Here is a 22822-nt window from a genome sequence, read left to right as displayed (position 1 = left end):
AACAGGAGCGAAGCCAAGCATTATTACATCAAAATGCTTGGCTCGCAACAAATACTTACAGGACTTGTGCCACTTGTACCACACGTGTCACGCTCCAAGCTTTAGTCTTGGAGATTGGACGTCCTTCTTGGATCTCGACTACGTCGCCTTCCTTGGCCTGGTTGGTTTCGTCATGTGCATGGTACTTGTTAGTACGCACGATGATTTTGCCATACAGAGGATGCTTGACGTGGCGTTCGATCAGGACGGTAACAGTCTTGTCCATTTTATCGGACACAACTTTACCAACCAGCGTGCGCTTGAGCGCTTGTTTCACTTGATCGTTCATTACAGGGCGCCCTTCGAATTGATGACGGTCTTGACCCGTGCTATATCGCGACGAACTTTCTTCAATTGCGACGTATTGCTCAATTGCTGAGTAGCGATTTGCATGCGAAGGCTAAACTGCGCCTTCAGCAACTCGTTCAGCTCTTTCGTCAAGGCCGCTTGATCTTTGTCGCGGAGTTCAGATGCTTTCATGATTCACTCCAATTATTGGCCAACTTGACGCACGACGAACGTGGTCAAAAGCGGCAATTTAGCTGCAGCCAAACGGAATGCCTCACGCGCCAGAGCTTCGTCGACGCCATCCATCTCGTACAGCACTTTACCTGGCTGGATTTCAGCCACGTAGTACTCGGGATTACCCTTACCGTTACCCATCCGGACTTCAGCAGGCTTTTGCGAAATTGGCTTATCCGGGAAAATGCGGATCCAGATACGACCACCCCGTTTGATATGACGGGTCATTGCGCGACGAGCTGCCTCAATCTGGCGCGCGGTGATACGACCGCGGCCGATCGCCTTCAAGCCAAATTCGCCGAACGACACGGCAGTGCCGCGCGAATGCGAAATGCCTTTGTTGCGGCCCTTTTGCTCTTTACGATATTTTCTGCGTGCTGGTTGCAGCATGATTATTCTCCTGCTTTCTCAGCCGGCGCAGCAACAGCAACAACACCTTCAGCAGCGCCATCCGGCTTCTTGGCACGGGCTGGACGCGCAGCTGGCGCTCCTGGACCTGCCGTTGTAGTTTTAGCACGTGGACGACCAGCTGGTTTGCCATCATCACGACGTGGACCACGGCGTTTCTTGTCGTCGTCGTTAGGTACGTCGATTACCGGCGCTTCGCCGTTAGCCAGACGATCGCCCTTGTAAACCCAGACTTTGATGCCGATAATGCCGTACGTGGTTTCAGCTTCGCCGAAACCGTAGTCGATGTCAGCGCGCAGCGTGTGAAGTGGTACACGACCTTCGCGGTACCATTCAGTACGTGCGATTTCGATACCGTTCAGACGGCCGGACGACATGATCTTGATCCCTTGCGCGCCCAGACGCATTGCGTTCTGCATCGCACGTTTCATCGCGCGGCGGAACATGATGCGTTTTTCGAGCTGTTGCGCGATCGAATCAGCGATCAGCTGTGCGTCGATTTCAGGTTTACGAATTTCTTCGATATTAACGTGAACCGGCACACCCATCAGCTTGGTCAGCGCCGACTTCAGTACTTCGATGTCTTCGCCTTTTTTACCAATAACAACACCAGGACGCGAGCTGTAAATCGTGATGCGTGCGTTCTTTGCAGGACGCTCGATAACAACGCGGCCGACCGATGCGTTCTTCAGTTTTTTCTTGAGGAAAGCGCGTACTTTCAGATCTTCGCCGAGCATTTGGGCAAAATTGCTGTTGCCTGCATACCAGCGGGATCCCCAGTTACGTGTAACCGCAAGGCGAAAACCGGTTGGATGAATCTTCTGTCCCATCGTGACTCCTTAGTTTCCGACAGTCACGTAAATGTGACAGGATTGCTTCGAGATACGATCGCCACGGCCTTTTGCACGCGCTGTGAAGCGCTTGAGGACCGAACCTTTTTCCACATATATCGTCGTGACTTTCAGCTCGTCGATATCAGCACCGTCATTGTGTTCGGCATTCGCAATTGCGGATTCCAGAACACGCTTGATGATAGCTGCACCTTTTTTCGGGCTGAAGGCCAGGATGTTAAGTGCTTGATCAATTTTTTTGCCGCGAATCAGGTCGGCGACCAAACGGCCCTTTTGAGCCGAAAGGCGCACACCGCGGAGGGTAGCTTTAGTTTCCATCATCGGACCTTATTTCTTAGCCTTCTTATCAGCAGCATGACCCTTGAACGTACGGGTCAGCGCGAATTCGCCGAGCTTGTGACCAACCATGTTCTCGGACACATATACCGGGACGTGTTGCTTGCCGTTATGCACAGCAATCGTCAGACCGATAAAATCCGGCATGATGGTCGAGCGACGGGACCAAGTCTTGATTGGCTTTTTGTCTTTGACTGCTTGCGCAGTTTCAACTTTTTTCACCAGATGGGCGTCGCAGAACGGCCCTTTTTTCAATGAACGTGTCATGTGTTACCCCTTATTTCTTGCCACGGCGCGAGACGATCATGGAAGTAGTACGCTTGTTGCTGCGTGTCTTCTTGCCCTTAGTCTGTTGACCCCATGGCGAAACTGGATGACGACCAGCTGCGGTCTTGCCTTCACCACCACCGTGAGGATGGTCAACCGGGTTCATGACCACACCGCGAACGGTAGGACGAACACCACGCCAACGCATCGCACCCGCTTTACCGATCTTGCGCAGGCTGTGTTCGGCATTGCCGACTTCGCCTACGGTTGCGCGGCATTCGATGTGAACACGGCGAACTTCACCGGAACGCAAACGAATCTGAGCGTAAGTACCTTCACGAGCCATCAGCACAACGCCGGCGCCGGCGGTACGGGCCATCTGGGCGCCCTTACCTGGCAGCATTTCGACGCAATGCAGAATCGTACCAACCGGAATGTTACGGATTGGCAGGCAGTTGCCGGATTTGATCGGCGCTTCCGAGCCGCTCATTACCTGGTCGCCTACAGCCATGCCCTTGGTGGCGATGATGTAGTGACGCTCGCCGTCGGCGTAGCACAACAGGGCGATATTCGCAGTGCGGTTTGGATCGTATTCGATACGTTCCACTTTCGCTGGAATGCCATCCTTGGTGCGCTTGAAGTCGATCAGACGGTAATGTTGCTTATGACCACCGCCGATGTGGCGAGTAGTGATATGACCGTTGTTGTTACGACCAGCTGTTTTCGACTTCTTCTCGATCAGGGCAGCAAATGGACGGCCTTTGTACAGGTCGGGATTAACGACCTTGACCATGCCACGGCGGCCCGGCGAGGTTGGTTTAACTTTAACGAGTGCCATTATTTAGCCTCCTCGGTGAAGTTGATCTCTTGACCCGGCTTCAAGCATACGAATGCGCGACGGGTGTGGTTGCGGCGACCCATGGTCTTGCCGCTACGCTTTTGCTTACCCTGGCGATTGGCAACCTGCACCGACTCAACCTGAACTTTGAAGAGCAGTTCGACAGCAGCCTTGACTTCCAGCTTGGTAGCGTCTGGTGCGATACGGAAAACGACTTGCTCGTTTTTCTCCGCAACCATCGTTGCCTTTTCGGAAATGACCGGCGCCAGCAGCACTTTCATCAAGCGCTCTTCGCTATGTTTAACTAATGCGTTCATGCCAGCATCTCCTCAATCTTAGCCAAAGCTTGCTTGGTGATCAGGATCTTCTTGTAGAACACAAGCGATACTGGGTCAGCGTGACGTGGCTCACATACCAGGAAGCCTGGCAGGTTACGCGACGCCAACAACAGGTTTTCTTCCAGGTTGTCGGTAATCACCAACACGGAATCCAGACCCATGGTCTTCAGCTTTTGCGACAGCAATTTGGTCTTTGGCGCTTCAACCGAGAAGTTCTCGACGACCGACAGACGACCTTCGCGTGCCAACTGCGACAGAATCGAGCAGAGACCTGCGCGATACATCTTCTTGTTTACTTTGTGCGTGAAGTTTTCGTCAGGCGAGTTCGGGAAAATCCGACCACCGCCGCGCCACAGTGGCGAAGACGACATACCGGCACGCGCGCGGCCAGTGCCCTTTTGGCGCCATGGCTTTTTAGTCGTGTGATGAACTTCTTCACGGTCTTTTTGCTTACGGTTACCGCTGCGAGCGTTAGCCTGGTAAGCAACTACGACCTGGTGAATCAGAGCTTCGTTGTAGTCGCGGCCGAAAATGGTATCCGGAGCAGCAACGTTCGAAGCAGCTTGACCTTGGTCATTCAGGAGCTTGAGTTCCATGAATTAGGCTCCCTTCTTAGCTTTGATTTTGATCGCAGGGCTAACCACAACTTGGCCGTTCTTAGCACCTGGAACCGCGCCCTTGACCAGCAGCAGTTGGCGCTCAGCGTCAACACGTGCGATTTCGAGGTTTTGCGTGGTTACAGTAACGTCACCCATGTGACCGGTCATGCGCTTACCAGGGAAAACGCGACCTGGATCCTGCGCCATACCGATGGAACCTGGGACATTATGCGAACGGGAGTTACCGTGGCTGGCACGACCGGATGCAAAGTTGTGACGCTTGATGGTACCAGCGTAACCCTTACCGATCGAGACACCTTGAACGTCAACCTTTTGACCGACTTCGAACAGGCTGGCAGCGATAACTTCGCCGGCCTTCAGCTCGGAAGCCTTGGTTGAATCAATGCGGAATTCTCTGAGGATGGTACCAGCCTCGACGCCAGCTTTGGCGTAGTGACCAGCAGCAGCTTTAGTCACGCGTGAAGCGCGACGCTGACCGAATGCAACTTGAACAGCGGTATAACCGTCTGTTTCAGGCGTTTTGATTTGGGTCACGCGGTTGTTCGACACGTCCAGCACGGTTACAGGGATCGAATCCCCATCTTCCGTGAAGATGCGCATCATACCAACCTTGCGACCAACAAGGCCTAGGCTCATTGTTTTTCTCCATTCCCGCCTACGATTGGGCGGGGCTGATGTTTGTACTACTAAAATGAGTGCAATTGCTAGACGAAAGCCGCCGCAATTGCACCGAAGCCGATCAGTATAACCGGGTAAATTTTTATTTGCAAGACCATCTTTGTCGTGGTATGTCAAACTTTAACCGGCCACACCTTATTTACAACACCTACTGAACAGTTGGGGACAGAGTAATTCGCCACGCTGCGGTGGCCCCTAAACTCTGTCCCGCAATTGTTGTGGCTTACTGCAGTTTGATTTCTACGTCCACGCCGGCTGGCAGGTCCAGCTTCATCAACGCATCGACAGTCTTGTCGGTTGGGTCAACGATGTCCATCAGGCGTTGGTGGGTGCGGATTTCGAACTGGTCGCGCGATGTCTTGTTGACGTGCGGCGAACGCAGGACGTCAAAACGCTGGATACGTGTCGGCAGAGGCACCGGGCCTTTGACAACTGCACCGGTACGCTTGGCTGTATCAACGATTTCCTGTGCGGACTGGTCGATCAGCTTGTAGTCGAACGCCTTCAGGCGGATACGGATTTTTTGGTTAGCAGCGGACATGATTTTCCTTTAAAGAACGAACCGTGGATGAACGCCACCCACGGCATATTGTTACGTTGACAGCAAACCGCCAAGGCGGCTTGCTTGTTGCACTACAACTACTATTAGTCAGCCAGGATCTTGGCGACAACACCTGCACCAACGGTACGGCCACCTTCGCGGATCGCGAAACGCAGGCCTTCTTCCATCGCGATCGGGTTGATCAGCATCACTGTGATCGACACGTTATCGCCAGGCATGACCATTTCCTTGTCCTTTGGCAACTCGATCGAACCAGTCACGTCCGTTGTACGGAAGTAGAACTGTGGACGATAGTTGTTGAAGAACGGTGTATGACGGCCGCCTTCGTCTTTCGACAGAACATAGATCTCGCCTGTGAAATGCTTGTGCGGCTTGATCGAACCTGGCTTGGCCAGCACTTGGCCCCGCTCTACGTCTTCACGTTTGGTACCGCGCAGCAACACACCAACGTTGTCGCCCGCTTGACCTTGGTCCAGCAGCTTGCGGAACATTTCAACGCCAGTACATGTTGTATCTTGTGTATCACGGATACCGATGATTTGCAGCGCTTCGCCAACCTTGACGATACCGCGCTCGATACGACCAGTGACAACAGTACCGCGGCCCGAGATCGAGAATACGTCTTCCACTGGCAGCAGGAAAGCGCCGTCAACAGCACGTTCCGGTGTCGGGATGTAAGTATCCAGCGCTTCAGCCAGAGCCATGATCGCTTGCTCGCCCAGAGGACCAGTGTCGCCTTCCAGCGCCAGTTTCGCCGAACCCTTGATGATTGGCAGGTCGTCGCCTGGGAAATCATACTTGGTCAACAGCTCACGCACTTCCATTTCAACCAGCTCGAGCAACTCTTCGTCGTCGACCATGTCGGCTTTGTTCAGGAACACGATAATGTATGGCACGCCAACTTGGCGCGACAACAGGATGTGCTCACGGGTCTGTGGCATCGGGCCGTCAGCTGCCGAGCAAACCAGGATCGCACCGTCCATCTGTGCCGCGCCGGTGATCATGTTCTTCACATAGTCAGCATGGCCTGGGCAGTCAACGTGGGCGTAGTGGCGGTTGGCAGTTTCGTATTCAACGTGCGCTGTGTTGATCGTGATGCCGCGCGCTTTTTCTTCTGGCGCTGCGTCAATCTGATCGTATGCTTTGGCTTCGCCGCCAAACTTCTTCGACAATACTGTCGCGATCGCTGCTGTCAGCGTGGTCTTGCCGTGGTCGACGTGGCCGATAGTGCCAACGTTGACGTGCGGCTTGGTCCGCTCAAACTTGCCTTTTGCCATCTTAGACTCCTAAAGATTTGATGAGAATGTCCAGGCCCGCGCCCGACCGTCTTACAGATTGAATTCGACAGACATCGAATCAGAAACTTGCGAATCAAAAATTTGATATCCAGCTTTTACTGCGCTTGCCGTGCCCTATGCGGACACCAGCAACAAACCAATTCTGGTGCCCTTGACGTGGATCGAACACGTGGCCTCTCCCTTACCAAGGGAGTGCTCTACCACTGAGCTACAAGGGCTATGCTGTACGCGTGCTTCTTAACTACAACACGCCCAACTTAATGTTCCTGCAAAAAACTACTGGAGCGGGTGAAGGGAATCGAACCCTCGTCATAAGCTTGGAAGGCTTCAGCTCTACCATTGAGCTACACCCGCAAATTACCGAATTTTCACTTCACCGCTACAATTTTGTACCTGTTGCTACTTCCCTAAATGGTGGAGAGGGCTGGATTCGAACCAGCGTACTCGTAAGAGGGCAGATTTACAGTCTGCTGCCATTAACCACTCGGCCACCTCTCCGCAGGGAACCCCAGATTATAGTAAAGCACCCCTAGAGTGTCAACCATGGAAACCGATTTCTTCTAAATATTTCTTAGTTTTTTCAGTTTCACCGTCGGACTGCTGCCGGGCCTGGCCGGAATCGGGAAAAAGCGCAAAAAACGCTTCACCGGCCAAGGGGCGAGATAATATCAGAAACGCGTCTCGCGTGCAGCTCTTAGAAAGCCATCGAGTATCGGCGTGCAATCGAGCAATTGCGGACCGCCGGCGCGGTGGAATTCCGGATGCCATTGCAAACCCATGACAAAGGCTGCCTTGCGGTAACGTATCGCCTCGACAATATTGTCGCTGCCCGAGATCGCCTCCACCGTCAGGTCGCGCCCCAGGTCGCGTACCGCCTGGTGATGGATGGAGTTGACCACCCATTCGTTCTGCTCGCTGCCTTGGCTGTTGAACAACGTTGCCAGCGAGGAACCATGAGGAAACTGGATCGCATGGTGCAGGCGGTCGTATTCGTCGTTCACGTGCTTGATCGAGGTCGGGACATCGGTAGCGATGTCCTGGTACAAGGTGCCGCCAAAGGCCACATTGATCAGCTGGCAGCCGCGGCATATCCCCAGCACCGGTTTGCCGGCTTCGATAAACTCGTGCAGCAGTTCCAGTTCGTACATGTCGCGCACGCGGTCGCCGCCCCATTCCGGCCGGGTAGCGGCTTGCGCGTAACTCTGCGGCGAGACGTCGGCGCCGCCCTGCAGCACCAGGCCGTCCAGGTGCTTGGCATAGTCGCGCAGCCGGATTGAGCTTGGATGGACCAAGCCATTGGTGTTGACGGTAGGAATCATGAACACCAGCACATTGCGCGACATGACCCATTGCGCAATCGACTCCTCCAAGTATTGCAAGGTGCGTCCGCGCAAGCCTTTGGCACCCTCTTCCGGATGAAATATCCGCGCTGAAATGCCGATCTTCAGGGTCCGCTGCATCATACGGCGGCCGGCCTTGTCGGACAGCGCGCGGAAGCGCGCGGCGATCAGCTTCCAGGTTTGCGGCCATGGCGCGCTGTAGTCATTGACCGGATCGGCTGCCTTGGGCGGGGCATTGGCCGCGGCAGGCTTGGCTTCAGCGTGCGGTTCGGCTTTGGCCGGCTCGGCGGCAACGGGTTCTGGAGCTGCAGCAGGCTTGGCCTCGGCGGCCGTTGCAGGAGCCGCGGCTGGAACCGCATCGGGAACCGGGGGGACGGAATCTTTAGATTGAGAGTCGGACATATATGTCAGAAATTATCAGAAATAAAAAAATTGGGGGAAGTGCTGCTAGCATGTCCGCTGTAAGCAAAAAGAATGCCCTGACCGCGGACGAGGACCATTTATGTAGTGCCAAAGTATAGACTTGATATCTTGTGTGAACATTGTTTTCCATATCAGTTCATCCCCAGTTACCCATTTTTACCATTTCGTCCGAAACGCACCCTGCCCGCCATGACCAAGCCACCGCAAATCCTGATCCTGTATGCGCATCCGACGCCGCACCACTCGCGCGTCAACCGCCGCCTGGCGCAGGTTGCCGCCAAAGTGCCCAACGTACAGGTACACGACCTGTACGAGCTGTATCCCGATTTCCATATCCCGGTGCGGCGCGAGCAAGCGCTGCTGAAACAAGCCGACCTCATCGTGTTCCAGCATCCGGTCCAGTGGTACAGCATGCCGGCGCTGCTGAAACAGTGGGTCGATTCTGTCCTCACCCCCGGCTGGGCCTATGGCCCGGGCGGCGACGCCTTGCACGGCAAGGATTTCTGGCTGGTTGCCACCACCGGCGGCTCGGTGCGCTCTTACCAGGCGGAAGGCCATAACCTGTTCCCGTTCTCGGCATTCCTGCCTCCGTACCAGCAGACCGCGCAGCTGTGCGGCATGCGCTGGCTGCCGCCGCACCTGCTGTTCGGCGCGCACCAGATCAACCAGCAAACCCTGGCCGCGCACATCGAGACCTACCGGAAACGGCTTGCGAACTACCCGAACTGGCCGGAATTGCTGGCAACCGATCCATCGATACCGCTTACAGGCAGCTAAACACCATGGAACAGAATCTCTTATTCAACGGCTTGATCTACCTGGCGGCGGCAGTCGCCGCCGTGCCGATCGCCAAGCGCCTGGGCCTGGGCGCGGTGCTGGGCTACCTGCTGGCCGGCATGGCGATCGGTCCCTGGGGCCTGCGCCTGATCGACAATGTCGAAGACATCCTGCATTTCTCTGAATTCGGCGTGGTGCTGCTGCTGTTCATGATCGGCCTGGAACTCGAACCCAAGCGGCTATGGTCGCTGCGGCGTTCGATTTTCGGCTGGGGCGCGGCCCAGGTGGTGACGGTTTCGCTGGCGCTGTTCGGCGCCGCCGTAGCCGCCGGGGTCGACTGGAAAACCGCGCTGATCGCCGCGCTCGGCATGTCGCTGTCGTCCACCGCGATCGCTCTGGCTACCATCAACGAACGCAAGATCAACAGCACACCTGCCGGCCGCGCCGGCTTTGCCATCCTGCTGTTCCAGGACATCGCCGCCATTCCCATGATTGCCATCGTGCCGCTGCTCGGCGTCGCCGCCGCTCACGGCAGCGGCGAAGGATGGATTGGCGGCCTCAAGGTGGTGGCGGTGATCGCTACGCTGATCGTCGGCGGCCGTTACCTGGTGCGGCCCTTGATGCGCATGATTGCCCGCACCGGACTGCGTGAAATATTCACGGCCTTTGCGCTGCTGCTGGTGATAGCGATTGGCCTGCTGATGGAATCGGTCGGCATGTCGATGGCGCTGGGCAGCTTCCTGGCCGGCGTGCTGCTGGCCGATTCCGAATACCGCCATGCGCTGGAAACCGACCTGGAGCCGTTCAAGGGCTTGCTGCTGGGACTGTTCTTCATCGCTGTCGGCATGTCGGTCGATTTCGGCCTGCTGCTCAGCCAGCCCTGGCTGATCCTGGGCCTGGTGGCCGGTTTCCTGGCGATCAAGCTGGCGGTCCTGTACCTGCTCAGCAAGGCGTTCCAGATCGCCCGCGCCCAGCAGTTCCTGTTTGCGGCGCTGCTGTCGCAAGGCGGCGAATTCGCTTTCGTGGTGTTCGGCGCCGCCGCCACCGCCCGCGTGTTTTCCCAGGAAACTTCGTCGATCCTGGTGGTGGTGGTGGCGCTGTCGATGGTGACCACGCCGCTGCTGCTGGTGGCCTATGACAAACTCATCGCACCGTATTTCCTGAACGCGATGAAGCGTCCCGACGACGAAATCGACGACAATGAAAACCCGGTGATCATCGCCGGCTTCGGCCGCTTCGGCCAGATCATCGGCCGTCTGCTGCATGCCAACAAGATCGGCCTGACCGTGCTCGACCACGATCCTGACCAGATTGACCTGCTGCGCAAATTCGGCTTCAAGGTATTCTATGGCGACGCCACCCGCATGGACCTGATGCACGCCGCCGGCATCGCCAAGGCGCGGCTGCTGGTGGTGGCGCTGGACGACATCGAAGGCAGCCTGAAGCTGGTGGCGGCGGTGCGCCATGTATTTCCCGACCTGCCGATCATCGCGCGGGCGCGCAACGTTTCGCACTATTTCGACTTGATGGACCTGGGCGTGACCGTCATCGAGCGCGAGACTTTCGAATCGGCCCTGCAGCTCGGACGGCAGGCGCTGCGCACGATGGGTTTCGGCGCCTACCGGGCGCGCCAGGCGGCGATGAAATTCCGCGCCCACAACCTGCAAACCCTGCACGATATGTACCCGCACCAGAAAAACCAGCAGGAAATCGTCTCGATCGCCAAGAAAGCGCGCGAGGAACTGGAAGAAATGTTTGCGCACGACCGCATCTTGCGCGAAGACATGCCCGCCAGCGGCTGGGACGATGAAGTACTGCCGCTGGATGAAACCACACAGGAGCCGACATGATCAAGATCTATCACAACCCGCGCTGCTCGAAATCGCGCGAAGCCTTGGCCCTCGCCGAGCAATACAGCAATGAGCACCAGCTCAAGCTGGAAGTCGTCGATTACCAGAAAACGCCACTGACCCTGGCGCAGCTGAAAACCCTGCACAAGCAGCTGGGCGGCCCGGTCAGCGCCATGGTGCGCGACAACGAAGCCGAATATGCGGCGCTCAACCTGGCCCAGGCCGACGACGCCACACTGCTGCAAGCGCTCGCCGCCCATCCGAAACTGTTGCAGCGGCCAGTCGTGACTTACCGGGACCGCGCAGTGATCGCGCGGCCGCCCGGCGTATTCAACGAATTGATGGACACCTGACTAGAGCAGCCGCACCAGCAGGAACAACACCGTCGACAGCAGGATGGTCGAGGCAAACGGTAAGGAAAATTTTTTGCCGAACAGGGTAAACCGCAAGTCGCCGGGCAAGCGGCCGAGCCCGAGCTTTTCCAGCCAGGGCAAGGCGCTGGAGAACACGATGACGGCGATGAAGATCACCAGCATCCAGCGGATCATGCGGCGCTTTCAGGTCGCATGGTCATAGCCGGTGGCTGCGGTCATGGGTAGCAAAACGTTCCGGCAATCCGGCGTGGATGCCGACCGCCAGGACCTTGAACAATTCGCCCATCTCGGCCGGCGACACCAGCTTTTGCAAGGCGTTGGCTTGCGGCAGATAAGCCAACGCATCCTCAGGCGATGTGCGCAGCAGCAACTTGCCGATGCCGGCTTCCAGCAAGAAAGCCGCCTGGCTGCTGTAGCCCAGCAAATCCAGCCCGCTATCAAGAGCCGCCACCGCCATCGCCGTGAAATCGACGTGGGCCGTGACATCCTGCAAACCCGGCATGTAAAACGGATCGGGATGGGCGTGGTGCCGGTAATGGCACATCAATGTACCCTGGTCGCGCTGCTGCAGATAATATTCCGCGGCCGGGAAACCATAGTCGAAAAATAGCGCGACCCCGCCCTGCCCCGCCTTCAGCATGCTGCCCAGCGAATGCATGAATCCGATCGCCACCGGATGCACTTCGGTCAGGTGGCCGACCGTCAGCGACTCGGCATCGGGAATCTGCGCGACCAGGGCCGGCCCGGCCGGACGGTCAATGTAGACAAATTGGCCATCCTCGCCGTCGACGCCGGTTTCAGCCAGGCCAACCCCGCGCTGCAGCCAGCCTTGCTCACCGCGCAACACCAGTTCGACCGGCATCGCATCCAGCACTTCGTTGCCGATCACCACTCCGGAAAACGCCTCGGGCAAACGATCCAGCCATTGCACTTGCGGAAACGCCTGCAGTTTCAGCTGCTGGCGCGCCCGCAATTCGGCCGATAATTCGACGATGTAATACGCTTGCAACGGATCGGCGCCATCGCTGCCGGCGGCCAGCTCGGTCAGGATGTCGTGGGCCAGCTGGCCGCTGCCGGCGCCGAATTCCAGGATCCGGGGCTGCAGCGCTGGCGAAGAAAGCAGCAATTCTGTTGTCAAATGGGCCAAAGTCGCGCCAAAAAGCGGCGTAATCTCGGGCGCGGTTGTAAAATCACCGTCTTTGCCCAATTTTGCCGCGCCGCCGCTGTAATAACCAAGGTCGGGCGCGTACAGCAGCAGTTCCATATAACGCGCGAATGAAATCCAGCCATGCTGCCGGCGGATTTCAGTGGCGATCAGATTGTGTAACAGGCGCGATGCGCGCTGTGCTTCGACCGAAGCTTCGGGTAATTGCAGTTGCATGGCGCTATTGTAGAAGATATCGTCCAGGCGAAAGCAAGCAACGCCGATGAAACCGTGCAAAACAGGGTAAATAAGACCCGGCCATGCCGCCCCAAGGAACCCTGTCCAGCAATAATGACTAGTTAACCATGCTTACCACGCCGATCCGATCCGTAGCCCTTGTCACCGACGCCGCCAGTCCGGTCGGCCGCGCCGTTGCGCTGGCGCTGGCGCAGCAGGGCTGGGACCTGGCGCTGCATTACCAGGATGACGCCGTGCCGGCGGCGCTGGCGGCGCTGCTGCTGGATTGCCAGGCGCTGGGAGCACAGGCGATGACGATCCGCTGCAAATTGAGCAAGGAAACCGAGATCAGTGCACTGCTGCCAGGCGTGGCGGCCGAACTCGGCAGCGTCCGCTGCATCGTCAACAACGCCAGCCACGTGGAACAGGACAGTCCTGCCAGTTTTTCCGCGGCGGTCCTGGAGCGCCACATGCAAGGCAACCTGGCCGCACCGCTGCTGCTGGCGCAAGCGCTGCATGCGGCGACGCTCAAGAACGGCGGCGCGCAGGCGGTAGTCATCAACCTGCTGGACCAGAAGCTGTTCAACCCGCGGCCCGATTTCCTGTCGTATACGCTGTCCAAGGCGGCGCTGCATAGCGCCACTGCCTTGCTGGCGCAGGCTTTTGCGCCGCAGCTGCGGGTGGTCGCGATTGCGCCTTCGCTGGCGGCGACCGGAGGCTCGTCGAAGCCGCCGGCGACTTTAGAAGACATTGCGGCGACCGTCTGTTTCGTCGCCGCGTCCTCCGCCATTACCGGCAGCACGCTGCTGGTCGATGGCGGCCAACATTTGTATCCTCACCCACGGGACCACGCTGCGGCTCACAACCAGCAGTCCCATCCTCACTGAAAACACCATGCTCTCCGCACTCATCCATCCCGACCTTAGCGATTGCCGCCGCCTGTTCCTGCGCGACTACGAAGTGCAGATCAATATCGGCGTCTACGAATTTGAAAAAAAAGGCGAGCAGCGCGCGCTGATCAACGTCGACCTGTTTGTTCCGCTGGCCCTGTCGACGCCCAGCAAAGACCATATGGATGAGGTGCTGGATTACAATTTCATGCGCAACACCGTGGCCAAGCGCATGGCGCAAGGCCATATCCATTTGCAGGAAACCTTGTGCGACGACCTCGCCAACGCCTTGCTGCAGCATCCGAAAGTGCGCGCAGTGCGGGTCTCCTCGGAAAAACCCGATGCCTATTCCGACTGCCACTCGGTCGGCGTCGAGGTATTCCGGATCAAACCGAAAGCCTGAGCGCGGAATCATCATGAATGACCTATTGAAGCAGGAAGTCCTTATGCAAGACCCAATCACAGCCGTGGCGCCGGCCGACGCCGCAGCCAACGCTCCCGGCAGCCGCAGCGTGGAGAAAATCGCGCACGAAAACAATAAGCTGCACAAGCGCCTGTGCCGCCAGGTCGGCCAGGCGATCGGCGATTTCAACATGATCGAAGACGGCGACAAGGTAATGGTTTGCCTGTCCGGCGGCAAGGACAGCTACGCCCTGCTGGATATCCTGATGACCTTGCGCGAACGGGCGCCGATCAATTTCGAGATCGTCGCGGTCAACCTGGACCAGAAGCAGCCGAATTTCCCGGACCACATCCTGCCGGCCTACCTGGACAAGCTGGGAGTCGCCTACCATATCGAAAACCAGGATACCTACAGCATCGTCAAGCGCCTGATCCCGGAAGGCAAGACCACCTGCTCGCTGTGCTCGCGCCTGCGGCGCGGCATCCTGTACCGGGTCGCCACCGAGCTGGGCGCGACCAAGGTCGCCCTCGGCCACCACCGCGACGACATCATGGAAACCTTCTTCCTGAACATGTTCTTCGGCGGCAAGCTGAAGAGCATGCCGGCCAAGCTGCAATCGGACGACGGCAAGCAGATCGTGATCCGGCCGCTGGCCTACGTCAAGGAAGCTGACCTCAGCCGCTATGCCGAGGTCAAGCAGTTCCCCATCATCCCTTGCGACCTGTGCGGCAGCCAGGAAAACCTGCAGCGCAAGCAGATCAAGGGCATGCTGCGCGAATGGGAAAAGAAATTCCCGGGCCGGGTGGAAAACATCTTCTCCTCGCTGTCGACGGTGGCGCCATCGCACCTGATGGACCGCAACCTGTTCGGCTTTGCCGACCTGAAAGCCAGCGGCATCGCCGATCCCAACGGCGATATCGCGTTTGACGACGATCCTTGCTCGACGCCGGCAACCATTGCCAGCATCATTCCGTTGCGGCCGGCAGACTAATCCATCGATTTCCCCGCCCGGCTATATAATCAAAGCGGACCAGCGGCGACCAGTACAACCAGCTGAGCAGATTCAGCGAAACTGCGCCGCCTGGCCGGCAACTTATCAGGAGACGCGCAATGGCAGGGTCCTATGTACTCAAGAAGTCGGTGGATGGACAGTTCTATTTCCTGCTCTACTCCAGCAACGGCGAAGTCGTGCTGAACAGTGAAATGTACGTCGCCAAGGCATCCGCCGAGAACGGCATCGCCTCGGTCCAGAGCAACAGCACCCAGGACGACCGCTACAGCCGCAACCAGGCTTCCAACGGCAAGTTCTATTTCAACCTGAAAGCCGCCAATCACCAGGTCATCGGCAGCAGCCAGATGTACAGCACCACCAGCGCCCGCGACGCCGGCATCGACGCGGTCAAGAAAAACGGTCCCAGCACCGACGTCAAGGACGAAGCCTGAACGAGCGGCCCGGATAGCCGGCAAATTGCAAGTATTTGTAAGCCCTGTATTCGTTCCGTACGGCAAATCGTTTAATACCCAGGATCTTTTTCTGGGAGATATAAATGAACCGTCGTCGTTTTCAACGTTATCTTGTATTGTCAGCCGTGGCAGCCGCCACCGTATCCCTGGCAGGCTGCGTGGTCGAACCGCCGCGCACCCGCGTCGAGTACCGCGAAGTCAAAGTAGTGCAAGCGCCGCCGGCGCCGCTGGAGGAAGTGGCGCCGCCAGCACCCTACCCGGATTCTTACTGGATCGCCGGCCACTGGAAGTGGGAAAACAACCGCTACGCCTGGAATAACGGCCACTGGGAACAGTCGCGCCAGAACATGGTTTACCAGCATGCCTATTGGGCCAACGAAGGCGGCCAGTGGGTATTCCATGGCGGCCGCTGGGTAGCGATCAACAATACCTATAGCGCGCCGCCGGTCGTGATCAACGTCGCCCCGCCGCCGCCGCGGATTGAAGTCATGACACCGGCACCTAGCCCCAACCATGTCTGGATCGGCGGCTACTGGCGCTGGAACAACGGCCGCCACGACTGGGTCAACGGCCATTGGGAAGCGCGCCGCGACGGTTATTTCTGGGCCCCGGGACATTGGGTCCGCAACGGCAACAGCTGGGCTTTCTCGGGCGGATTCTGGCAACGCTATTAATCCTGGCCTTTGAGCGACACTGTCAACAGGACATCGCCTCAACGCTGCAGACGCGGCGTTGAGGCGATTTTTCTTGTCGCCGCAACAACCTGGCCACTCCCATCACATTGTCATGCAGGCAGCGCCGGCGCTGAATTTCCGGTTGCCGCGCGTGATAAAATTTGCCACCTATTCTTTCTCTATCCACTATGAACGTTGTCATTCTCGCTGCCGGCATGGGCAAGCGCATGCAGTCCGCGCTACCGAAAGTATTGCACCCGCTGGCGGGCAAACCGCTGCTGTCGCACGTGATCGAGGCGGCGCGCACCCTGTCGCCAACCACCTTGTGCATCATCTACGGCCATGGTGGCGACGCCGTGCCGAGTTCGCTGGCAGCCGCCGACCTGGTGTTCGCCCGGCAGGAGCCGCAGCTGGGCACCGGCCATGCGGTGGCGCAAGCCGCCGCGCAGCTGGATGACGCCGTGCCTACGCTGGTGCTGTACGGCGACGTGCCGCTGATCGCCAGCAGCACGCTGCAACGGCTGGTCGACAGCGCCGGCAACGACAAGCTGGCGGTGCTGACGGTAGACCTGCCGGATCCGACCGGCTACGGCCGCATCGTGCGCGAGCACGGCAAGATCGTCAGCATCGTCGAGCAAAAAGACGCGACGCCGGAGCAGCGGGCAATCCGCGAATGCAATACCGGCATCATGGTCGCGCCTACCGTGCAGCTCAAGAAATGGCTGGCCGGTCTGTCCAACAATAATGCGCAAGGCGAGTACTACCTGACCGATATCGTCGCCAGCGCCGTCGCCGACGGCACGCCGGTGGTATCGGCCCAGCCGGCGGCCGTAGCCGAAACGCTGGGCGTCAACAGCAAGCTGCAGCTGGCCGAACTGGAACGCATCCACCAGCGCGCCATCGCCGAGCGCTTGCTGGAACAAGGCGTCACCCTGCTCGATCCGGCCCGCCTGGACGTGCGCGGCACGCTGGATTGCGGCCGCGACGTCAGCATCGATGTCGGCTGCATCTTCGAAGGCGAAGTCAGCATAGAAGACGGCGCAACCGTCGGCGCCTATTGCATCGTCAAGAATGCCCGCATCGGCCGCGGCGCCAGCATCAAACCCTTCAGCCACATCGAAGACGCGGTGATCGGCGCCGCTTCCCAGATCGGCCCCTATGCGCGCCTGCGTCCTGGCACCGAGCTGGGCGAAGACGTCCATATCGGCAATTTCGTCGAAGTGAAAAACAGCCAGGTCGCCGCCCACAGCAAAGCCAACCACCTGGCCTACATCGGCGATGCCACGGTAGGATCGCGCGTCAATATCGGCGCCGGCACCATCACCTGCAACTACGACGGCGCCAACAAATCGCGCACCATCATCGAAGACGACGCTTTCATAGGCAGCGACACCCAGCTGGTGGCGCCGGTGCGCGTCGGCAAAGGCGCCACCCTGGGCGCCGGCACCACGCTGACCAAGGACGCGCCGGAGGGCAAGCTGACCATCGCGCGCGCGCGCCAGGTCACCATCGACGGCTGGCAACGGCCGGTCAAGCTGAAGAAATAAACGAGATGGATAAACGCCGGTTTCGACCGGCGTTTTTTTATACCGCGAGCCGCGTATCGAACTTGCTGCGGTGAATCGAGAAATACGTACGCACGTTGCGCACATTCTTTTGCGCGGCAAACAGCTGGTGCGCCAGCGCATGGTAGGCCGCCATGTCAGCCACCTGCATCACCAGCACAAAATCCGGCCCCGGCGACACCCGGTAGCATTGCAGCAGCGCCGGTTCGCTTGCCGCCAGTGCTTCAAATTCCTGCAAGCGTTCAGCAGCCTGGTTATCGAGCGTGACTTCGACAATCGCGGTCAGGCCGGCGCCGACCTTGTCCGGCGCCACGATCGCCACCTGGCGCAGGATGATGCCGGCATCGGTCAGGCGCTTGACGCGCCGCAGGCAGGTCGGCGCCGACGCATGCACCAGCTGCGCCAGCTGATGGTTGGTTTGGGCGGCGTCAGCCTGCAAGGCATTCAAAATCCGCTTGTCCAGTTCGTCCAGAACGATATCCATAACAATATGCAGTTTATTAAAAAAATTTAAGTATAAATGAAATAATATTTCACACCGTTTATATGATGAAGTATTTATCCATATATAGCTAAATTTTGGAATCTAATTTCATAAATGTTAGCTTAAGATTCATTCATTCACCCAAACACCGAGGAAAGCCATGTGCGGTATCGTCGCAGCAGTTGCCCAAATTAATGTCACGCCCATCCTGCTGGAAGGATTGAAGCGGCTCGAATACCGCGGTTACGACTCTTGCGGCGTCGCCTTGCACATGGATGGAAAATTGCAGCGTTCGCGCAGCACATCACGCGTGGCCGACCTGGAATTCCAGGTCGAGAAAGCCAGCCTGTCGGGTTTCACCGGCATCGCGCACACGCGCTGGGCAACCCACGGCGCGCCGGCCACCCACAATGCCCACCCGCATTTCTCGCGCGACCGCATCGCCCTTGTCCACAACGGCATCATTGAAAACCACGACGAACTGCGCGCCGAACTGCAAACCGCCGGTTATCAGTTCGAAAGCCAGACCGACACCGAGGTCATCGCCCACTTGGTCGACCACATGTATAACGGTGACCTGTTCGCCACCGTGCAGCAGGCCGTGAAACGCCTGGCCGGCGCTTACGCGATCGCCGTGTTCTGCGTCGACGAACCGCATCGCGTAGTCGCCGCCCGCCAGGGTTCGCCATTGATCGTCGGCATCGGCAAAGGCCAGAACTTCGTCGCCTCCGACGCCATGGCGCTGGCCGGCACCACCGACCAGATCATTTACCTGGAAGAAGGCGACGTGGTCGACCTGCAGCTGCAGCGCGTCTGGATCGTCGACGCCGCCGGCAAAGCGGTGGAACGCGAAGTCAAGACCGTGCATGCCTACAGCAGCGCGGTTGAGCTGGGCCCGTACCAGCACTATATGCAAAAGGAAATTTTCGAACAGCCGCGCGCGATTGCCAGCACCCTCGAAGGCGTCACCGCCATCATGCCGGAATTGTTCGGTGACGGTGCATTCAAAGTGTTCAAGCAGATCGATTCGGTCCTGATCCTGGCCTGCGGCACCAGCTATTACGCCGGCCTGACTGCAAAATACTGGATCGAATCGATCGCCAAGATCCCGGTCAACGTCGAAATCGCCAGCGAATACCGCTACCGAGACAGCGTGCCAAATCCAAATTCGCTGGTGGTCACCATCACCCAAAGCGGCGAAACCGCCGACACCCTGGCCGCGCTCAAGCACGCCCGCGCCCTGGGCATGCAACATACCCTGACCATCTGCAACGTCGCCACCAGCGCCATGGTGCGCGAATGCGCGCTGGCTTACATCACCCGCGCCGGCGTCGAAGTCGGCGTCGCCTCGACCAAGGCCTTCACCACCCAGCTGGTCGCACTATTTCTGCTGACCCTGGCGCTGGCGCAAAGCAAAGGCCGACTCAGCGACGAAGCAGAAGCCGCCCACCTGAAAGCGGTGCGCCACCTGCCTGCAGCGCTGCAAAGCGTGCTGGCGCTGGAGCCGCACATCGTGGCCTGGGCCGAAGCCTTCGCCCGCAAGGAAAACGCCCTGTTCCTGGGCCGCGGCATCCACTATCCGATCGCGCTGGAAGGCGCGCTGAAGCTCAAGGAAATCACCTACATCCACGCCGAAGCCTACGCCGCCGGCGAACTCAAGCACGGCCCGCTGGCGCTGGTGACAGAGGAAATGCCGGTGGTGACTGTGGCGCCGAACGACACGCTGATCGAGAAACTCAAATCGAACATGCAGGAAGTGCGCGCCCGCGGCGGCCAGCTCTACGTTTTTGCCGATGCCGATTCGCATATCAGGTCGAGCGATGGCGTGCACGTGATCCGGCTGCCGGAAAACTATGGCCTGCTGTCGCCTATCCTGCATGTGGTGCCGCTGCAGCTGCTGGCGTATCACACGGCGCTGGCGCGCGGGACGGATGTGGATAAGCCGCGTAATTTGGCTAAGTCGGTTACTGTCGAATAAGGTGCCGTTACGCCCCTAATGGTGATGGTCCTTCAGAACAAAGATGCTAACTGGCTAATAAAGTTGCTAACTGTGCGACGACTCGTAGAACAAGGATGCTAACTACTATTTCTTGCAATTAAAGTCGAAAACTGTAGATTTGCGTACCGGATTGACCCATTTTGTGGCTGGCGATGATCGTAAGCGTCGTTTCATGCTTCCGATTACCCATATCTTTCCGATGCTAGATTGAAACCAAGCTGCATGTCGGCCAGCCGACGCATGCCACGCCACATCACGGCGTTGCCTAGGGCTGGGTCGTTGGAGCGCGCAAGATAGCCCCCGAGTTGAGCGATTTTCTCAAGATAGCGCGATAGCGGCAGCGCTAATCGCGATCTCTTGGAGTCCTTGATCATACGGTCAAGCATAGATATTTCGGTATCCGTCAATGCCAACTCTGGCTTGGCATCCGGGCAGGATCGGTTGAGCATGGTCAGCCAAAAGATACGCCAGCCCTTGAGTGACTATTAACTGGGATATTCTTAGCCAGTATTTTTTCTAAAAATTACAAAAAATAGCTAATTTGGATAATAGTTACTAATCTTGCGTTGCACATATGGGTTTGAAGCGGCCTGTTGGTCCAGCCCGAGGGGTTCATATATGGACGCCCTCAATTTGCAAGCAGTAATTCGGTTTCACGGTGAAAGGTTAGATTGCATCCATATATTCGGTCTCATTGGCAAAGCCTGGACCCTAATGGAATTTGCCGGTTGATGCCTCAATCACTCCAACGGACTTGTTTGTCCCTGAACCCCTCAGGCTTGATCAACCGCGGTCTTACCAATTTCGCCATTACGTCGAGATACCTCTGCAATCAAAGGTGGATTACCTGCACAACGTTTTATGCTTCTACCAGCACCGGATCTGGACAGAACACCCGTCCTTTCGCCAGCAGTGCCCAGGCTATCCGAGCATTTTTGTTGGCCAGCGCCACAGCGACGACGTTCTTGTGTCGTCTGGCAAGTAAGTTGGCAAGCCAGCCGTTGTATTGACTCGGATGCCTATCGGCATAGCGAACGACCGCTCGACCGCCGTGGATGAGCAGCTTGCGCAAATAGGTGTCGCCGCGCTTGCTGATACCGAGTAATCGCTCCCTACCGCCAGAGGAGTGCTGTCGCGGAACAAGACCAAGCCAGGCTGCGAACTGTCGCCCGTTGTGAAATGTTTTTGCTTCACCGATGGTGGCGACTAATGCCGTAGCAGTCAGTGGCCCGACTCCAGGAATCTGCTCGAGTCGCCGACTTTCTTCGTTTGCCAGATGCCAGCGTCGAATCGCATTCTCAATCTCTTGCGCAAGTTGATCAAGATGGCGGAAATTATCCAGCAAAATTTGGAACAGCTGAATCAGAAATCCTGGCAATGCATTGTGCATGTCAGCCAGCATTGACGGCAACATCTTCTCAATATGAACGATCCCTTGCGGCAAAACCATGCCGTATTCGGTGAGCAGGCCGCGGATCTGGTTGGCTTGCGCCGTACGGGCCTTCACCGCACCTTCCCGTGCCCGATGCAACGAAAGGATAGCTTGTTGTTCAATAGATTTCACCGCAACGAATCGCATCGTCGGTCGCGCGACCGCTTCGCAGATGGCTTCCGCATCGCGCATATCGCTCTTGTTGCTCTTGACGTAGGGTTTTACAAATTCAGCCGGCATCAAGCGAACCTGATGGCCGAAAGCTGCCAGCTTACGCGCCCAATGATGGGCCCCGCCGCAAGCTTCCATGCCAATCAGCGCTGGGGGCAACTTCGCAAAAAATGCTGCCATCTCGGAACGACGCAGTTTTTTGCATAGCGCTAGCTGACCATGCCGATCTACGCCGTGGACTTGAAAGAGGTTCTTCGCCAGATCAATCCCTATCGTATGCGCTTCCATGGTGGACTCCTTGGAGGGTTGAGGAATCTCAACTTTAAACCTACCTCCCCCTGAGAGAGGGCGTCCATACCATTACTCCAGTTTGAGACACAATCCTACCTAAGCAATCAGGTAGGAGTTTGGAGTGATCGACGTGGCTTTAATTGGAATTATTCGACGCTGGCACATTCGTGACCAGATTTCATTGAGAGAGATCTCTCGGCGCTTAGGCATTTCAAGAGTAAGCGTCGTGCCAGCGACGTCTTGAACCGGGTGTTGACTTGCCCGATGATGGCATCACACCGCTGGGAAGCGGCGTGTTTTTCAGGCAGGAGCGATCTGCGCGGCGCAGTTCCAGGGTAGGAAATCGTCAACGCGGTTGACCGGATGGTCGGCGATATGGGTCAGCACATGACGCAACCAAGCCCCAGGATCGACACCATTGAGCTTGGCCGTACCGATCAAGGAGTAGATGGCGGCAGCGCGTTCGCCGCCGCTGTCGGCACCGGCAAACAGATAGTTGCGGCGGCCGATCGCGACGCCGCGCAAAGCGCGTTCTGCCGCCGAGTTG

28 protein-coding genes, 3 tRNA genes and 1 pseudogene are annotated in these 22822 nt (G+C 57.8%); 11 read left to right on the top strand and 21 right to left on the bottom strand.

Annotated features, from left to right (window positions below):
- Positions 1–55: 55 nt before the first annotated feature.
- The 16 genes from rpsQ to BM062_RS05510 form a co-directional block, all read right to left on the bottom strand.
- On the bottom strand, positions 56–328 hold the full coding sequence (rpsQ, locus tag BM062_RS05585) for a 30S ribosomal protein S17 (protein WP_014004402.1): 273 nt from the start codon (positions 326–328) through the stop codon (positions 56–58).
- A complete protein-coding gene (gene rpmC, locus BM062_RS05580) occupies positions 328–519 on the bottom strand; it encodes a 50S ribosomal protein L29 (protein WP_014004401.1) in 192 nt (63 codons plus the stop codon). Before rpmC ends, rpsQ begins: the two co-directional genes overlap by 1 nt.
- 12 nt (positions 520–531) lie before the next feature.
- A complete protein-coding gene (rplP, locus tag BM062_RS05575; RefSeq protein WP_092356322.1) occupies positions 532–951 on the bottom strand; it encodes a 50S ribosomal protein L16 in 420 nt (139 codons plus the stop codon).
- Between the two features lie 2 nt (positions 952–953).
- Complete coding sequence (gene rpsC / locus BM062_RS05570) at positions 954–1799, bottom strand: 30S ribosomal protein S3 (protein ID WP_092394421.1); 846 nt, start codon at positions 1797–1799, stop codon at positions 954–956.
- Between the two features lie 9 nt (positions 1800–1808).
- Positions 1809–2141 carry a 50S ribosomal protein L22 gene (rplV, locus tag BM062_RS05565; protein WP_014004398.1) on the bottom strand — a complete coding sequence of 111 codons (333 nt, stop codon included), beginning with the start codon at positions 2139–2141 and terminating at the stop codon, positions 1809–1811.
- A gap of 6 nt (positions 2142–2147) precedes the next feature.
- Entirely contained in the window at positions 2148–2423 is a 276-nt protein-coding gene (gene rpsS / locus BM062_RS05560) for a 30S ribosomal protein S19 (RefSeq protein WP_014004397.1), read from the bottom strand.
- A gap of 10 nt (positions 2424–2433) precedes the next feature.
- Positions 2434–3261 (bottom strand): 50S ribosomal protein L2, encoded by an 828-nt coding sequence (gene rplB, locus BM062_RS05555; RefSeq protein WP_014004396.1) that lies wholly within the window; start codon positions 3259–3261, stop codon positions 2434–2436.
- Positions 3261–3578 (bottom strand): 50S ribosomal protein L23, encoded by a 318-nt coding sequence (gene rplW, locus BM062_RS05550; RefSeq protein ID WP_092394418.1) that lies wholly within the window; start codon positions 3576–3578, stop codon positions 3261–3263. Before rplW ends, rplB begins: the two co-directional genes overlap by 1 nt.
- Complete coding sequence (gene rplD, locus BM062_RS05545) at positions 3575–4195, bottom strand: 50S ribosomal protein L4 (RefSeq protein ID WP_092394415.1); 621 nt, start codon at positions 4193–4195, stop codon at positions 3575–3577. Before rplD ends, rplW begins: the two co-directional genes overlap by 4 nt.
- A 3-nt stretch (positions 4196–4198) precedes the next feature.
- Positions 4199–4855 (bottom strand): 50S ribosomal protein L3, encoded by a 657-nt coding sequence (rplC, locus tag BM062_RS05540; protein WP_092394412.1) that lies wholly within the window; start codon positions 4853–4855, stop codon positions 4199–4201.
- 265 nt (positions 4856–5120) lie between these two features.
- Positions 5121–5438: a 30S ribosomal protein S10 gene (rpsJ, locus tag BM062_RS05535; protein WP_014004392.1), complete on the bottom strand. Its 318-nt coding sequence runs from the start codon at positions 5436–5438 to the stop codon at positions 5121–5123.
- Between the two features lie 104 nt (positions 5439–5542).
- On the bottom strand, positions 5543–6736 hold the full coding sequence (tuf, locus tag BM062_RS05530) for an elongation factor Tu (RefSeq protein WP_092394409.1): 1194 nt from the start codon (positions 6734–6736) through the stop codon (positions 5543–5545).
- Positions 6737–6900: 164 nt separating this feature from the next.
- Positions 6901–6975 (bottom strand) — tRNA-Thr (locus BM062_RS05525).
- Positions 6976–7037: 62 nt separating this feature from the next.
- A tRNA-Gly gene (locus tag BM062_RS05520) sits at positions 7038–7111 on the bottom strand.
- 58 nt (positions 7112–7169) lie between these two features.
- Positions 7170–7255: transfer RNA gene (locus BM062_RS05515), tRNA-Tyr, on the bottom strand.
- A gap of 170 nt (positions 7256–7425) precedes the next feature.
- Entirely contained in the window at positions 7426–8499 is a 1074-nt protein-coding gene (locus BM062_RS05510) for a gamma-glutamyl-gamma-aminobutyrate hydrolase family protein (protein ID WP_092394406.1), read from the bottom strand.
- Positions 8500–8709: 210 nt separating this feature from the next.
- Here BM062_RS05510 and BM062_RS05505 point away from each other — a divergent pair, with 210 nt between their 5' ends.
- Genes BM062_RS05505 through BM062_RS05495 form a run of 3 tightly spaced genes read left to right on the top strand, consistent with a single transcriptional unit; the run spans position 8710 to position 11500 of the window.
- Positions 8710–9297, top strand: a complete 588-nt coding sequence (locus BM062_RS05505) for a glutathione-regulated potassium-efflux system oxidoreductase KefF (protein WP_092394403.1) — start codon at positions 8710–8712, stop codon at positions 9295–9297.
- Between the two features lie 5 nt (positions 9298–9302).
- Positions 9303–11147, top strand: coding sequence for a glutathione-regulated potassium-efflux system protein KefC (kefC, locus tag BM062_RS05500; RefSeq protein ID WP_092394400.1), 1845 nt, complete (start codon positions 9303–9305; stop codon positions 11145–11147).
- Entirely contained in the window at positions 11144–11500 is a 357-nt protein-coding gene (locus BM062_RS05495; protein WP_092394397.1) for an arsenate reductase family protein, read from the top strand. Before kefC ends, BM062_RS05495 begins: the two co-directional genes overlap by 4 nt.
- On the opposite strand, the gene BM062_RS05490 is transcribed toward BM062_RS05495, so the two are convergent.
- Both BM062_RS05490 and BM062_RS05485 read right to left on the bottom strand, forming a co-directional pair.
- Positions 11501–11695 (bottom strand): DUF2905 domain-containing protein, encoded by a 195-nt coding sequence (locus BM062_RS05490; protein ID WP_092394394.1) that lies wholly within the window; start codon positions 11693–11695, stop codon positions 11501–11503.
- A 22-nt stretch (positions 11696–11717) separates the two neighbouring features.
- Positions 11718–12902, bottom strand: coding sequence for a class I SAM-dependent methyltransferase (locus tag BM062_RS05485; RefSeq protein WP_092395053.1), 1185 nt, complete (start codon positions 12900–12902; stop codon positions 11718–11720).
- A gap of 128 nt (positions 12903–13030) precedes the next feature.
- On the opposite strand from BM062_RS05485, the gene BM062_RS05480 reads away from it, so the two are divergent.
- The 6 genes from BM062_RS05480 (at position 13031) to glmU (ending at position 17880) form a co-directional block, all read left to right on the top strand.
- On the top strand, positions 13031–13789 hold the full coding sequence (locus tag BM062_RS05480) for an SDR family oxidoreductase (protein ID WP_092394392.1): 759 nt from the start codon (positions 13031–13033) through the stop codon (positions 13787–13789).
- A 7-nt stretch (positions 13790–13796) separates the two neighbouring features.
- A complete protein-coding gene (locus BM062_RS05475) occupies positions 13797–14195 on the top strand; it encodes a dihydroneopterin aldolase (RefSeq protein WP_092394388.1) in 399 nt (132 codons plus the stop codon).
- A gap of 13 nt (positions 14196–14208) precedes the next feature.
- Positions 14209–15186 carry a tRNA 2-thiocytidine(32) synthetase TtcA gene (gene ttcA, locus BM062_RS05470; RefSeq protein WP_092394385.1) on the top strand — a complete coding sequence of 326 codons (978 nt, stop codon included), beginning with the start codon at positions 14209–14211 and terminating at the stop codon, positions 15184–15186.
- A gap of 119 nt (positions 15187–15305) precedes the next feature.
- Entirely contained in the window at positions 15306–15638 is a 333-nt protein-coding gene (locus BM062_RS05465; RefSeq protein ID WP_092394382.1) for a YegP family protein, read from the top strand.
- Between the two features lie 104 nt (positions 15639–15742).
- The gene (locus tag BM062_RS05460) at positions 15743–16333 is read left to right on the top strand and encodes a YXWGXW repeat-containing protein (RefSeq protein ID WP_092394379.1); all 591 of its coding nucleotides are present in this window, start codon (positions 15743–15745) and stop codon (positions 16331–16333) included.
- Positions 16334–16521: 188 nt separating this feature from the next.
- A complete protein-coding gene (gene glmU, locus BM062_RS05455; RefSeq protein ID WP_092394376.1) occupies positions 16522–17880 on the top strand; it encodes a bifunctional UDP-N-acetylglucosamine diphosphorylase/glucosamine-1-phosphate N-acetyltransferase GlmU in 1359 nt (452 codons plus the stop codon).
- A gap of 37 nt (positions 17881–17917) precedes the next feature.
- On the opposite strand, the gene BM062_RS05450 is transcribed toward glmU, so the two are convergent.
- The gene (locus BM062_RS05450) at positions 17918–18382 is read right to left on the bottom strand and encodes an Lrp/AsnC family transcriptional regulator (protein WP_092394373.1); all 465 of its coding nucleotides are present in this window, start codon (positions 18380–18382) and stop codon (positions 17918–17920) included.
- 160 nt (positions 18383–18542) lie between these two features.
- Between BM062_RS05450 and glmS the strand changes: the two genes are divergently transcribed.
- Complete coding sequence (glmS, locus tag BM062_RS05445; protein ID WP_092394370.1) at positions 18543–20360, top strand: glutamine--fructose-6-phosphate transaminase (isomerizing); 1818 nt, start codon at positions 18543–18545, stop codon at positions 20358–20360.
- Between the two features lie 880 nt (positions 20361–21240).
- Here glmS and BM062_RS05435 read toward each other — a convergent pair.
- Positions 21241–22272: an IS110 family RNA-guided transposase gene (locus tag BM062_RS05435; RefSeq protein ID WP_092394364.1), complete on the bottom strand. Its 1032-nt coding sequence runs from the start codon at positions 22270–22272 to the stop codon at positions 21241–21243.
- A gap of 124 nt (positions 22273–22396) precedes the next feature.
- Here BM062_RS05435 and BM062_RS25875 point away from each other — a divergent pair.
- A pseudogene (locus BM062_RS25875) lies at positions 22397–22501 on the top strand (XRE family transcriptional regulator); the annotation flags it as partial.
- Positions 22502–22575: 74 nt separating this feature from the next.
- Here BM062_RS25875 and BM062_RS05430 read toward each other — a convergent pair.
- Positions 22576–22822: transposase domain-containing protein (locus BM062_RS05430; RefSeq protein ID WP_139219999.1), on the bottom strand; the 247-nt coding region annotated here is incomplete at its 5' end.

This window comes from Collimonas sp. OK412, from assembly GCF_900112135.1.
In the GTDB taxonomy this organism is placed as follows: domain Bacteria; phylum Pseudomonadota; class Gammaproteobacteria; order Burkholderiales; family Burkholderiaceae_D; genus Collimonas; species Collimonas rhizosphaerae.
Note: the sequence above shows the minus strand (reverse complement) of the source record. Positions and strands in the feature narration are given on the sequence as shown.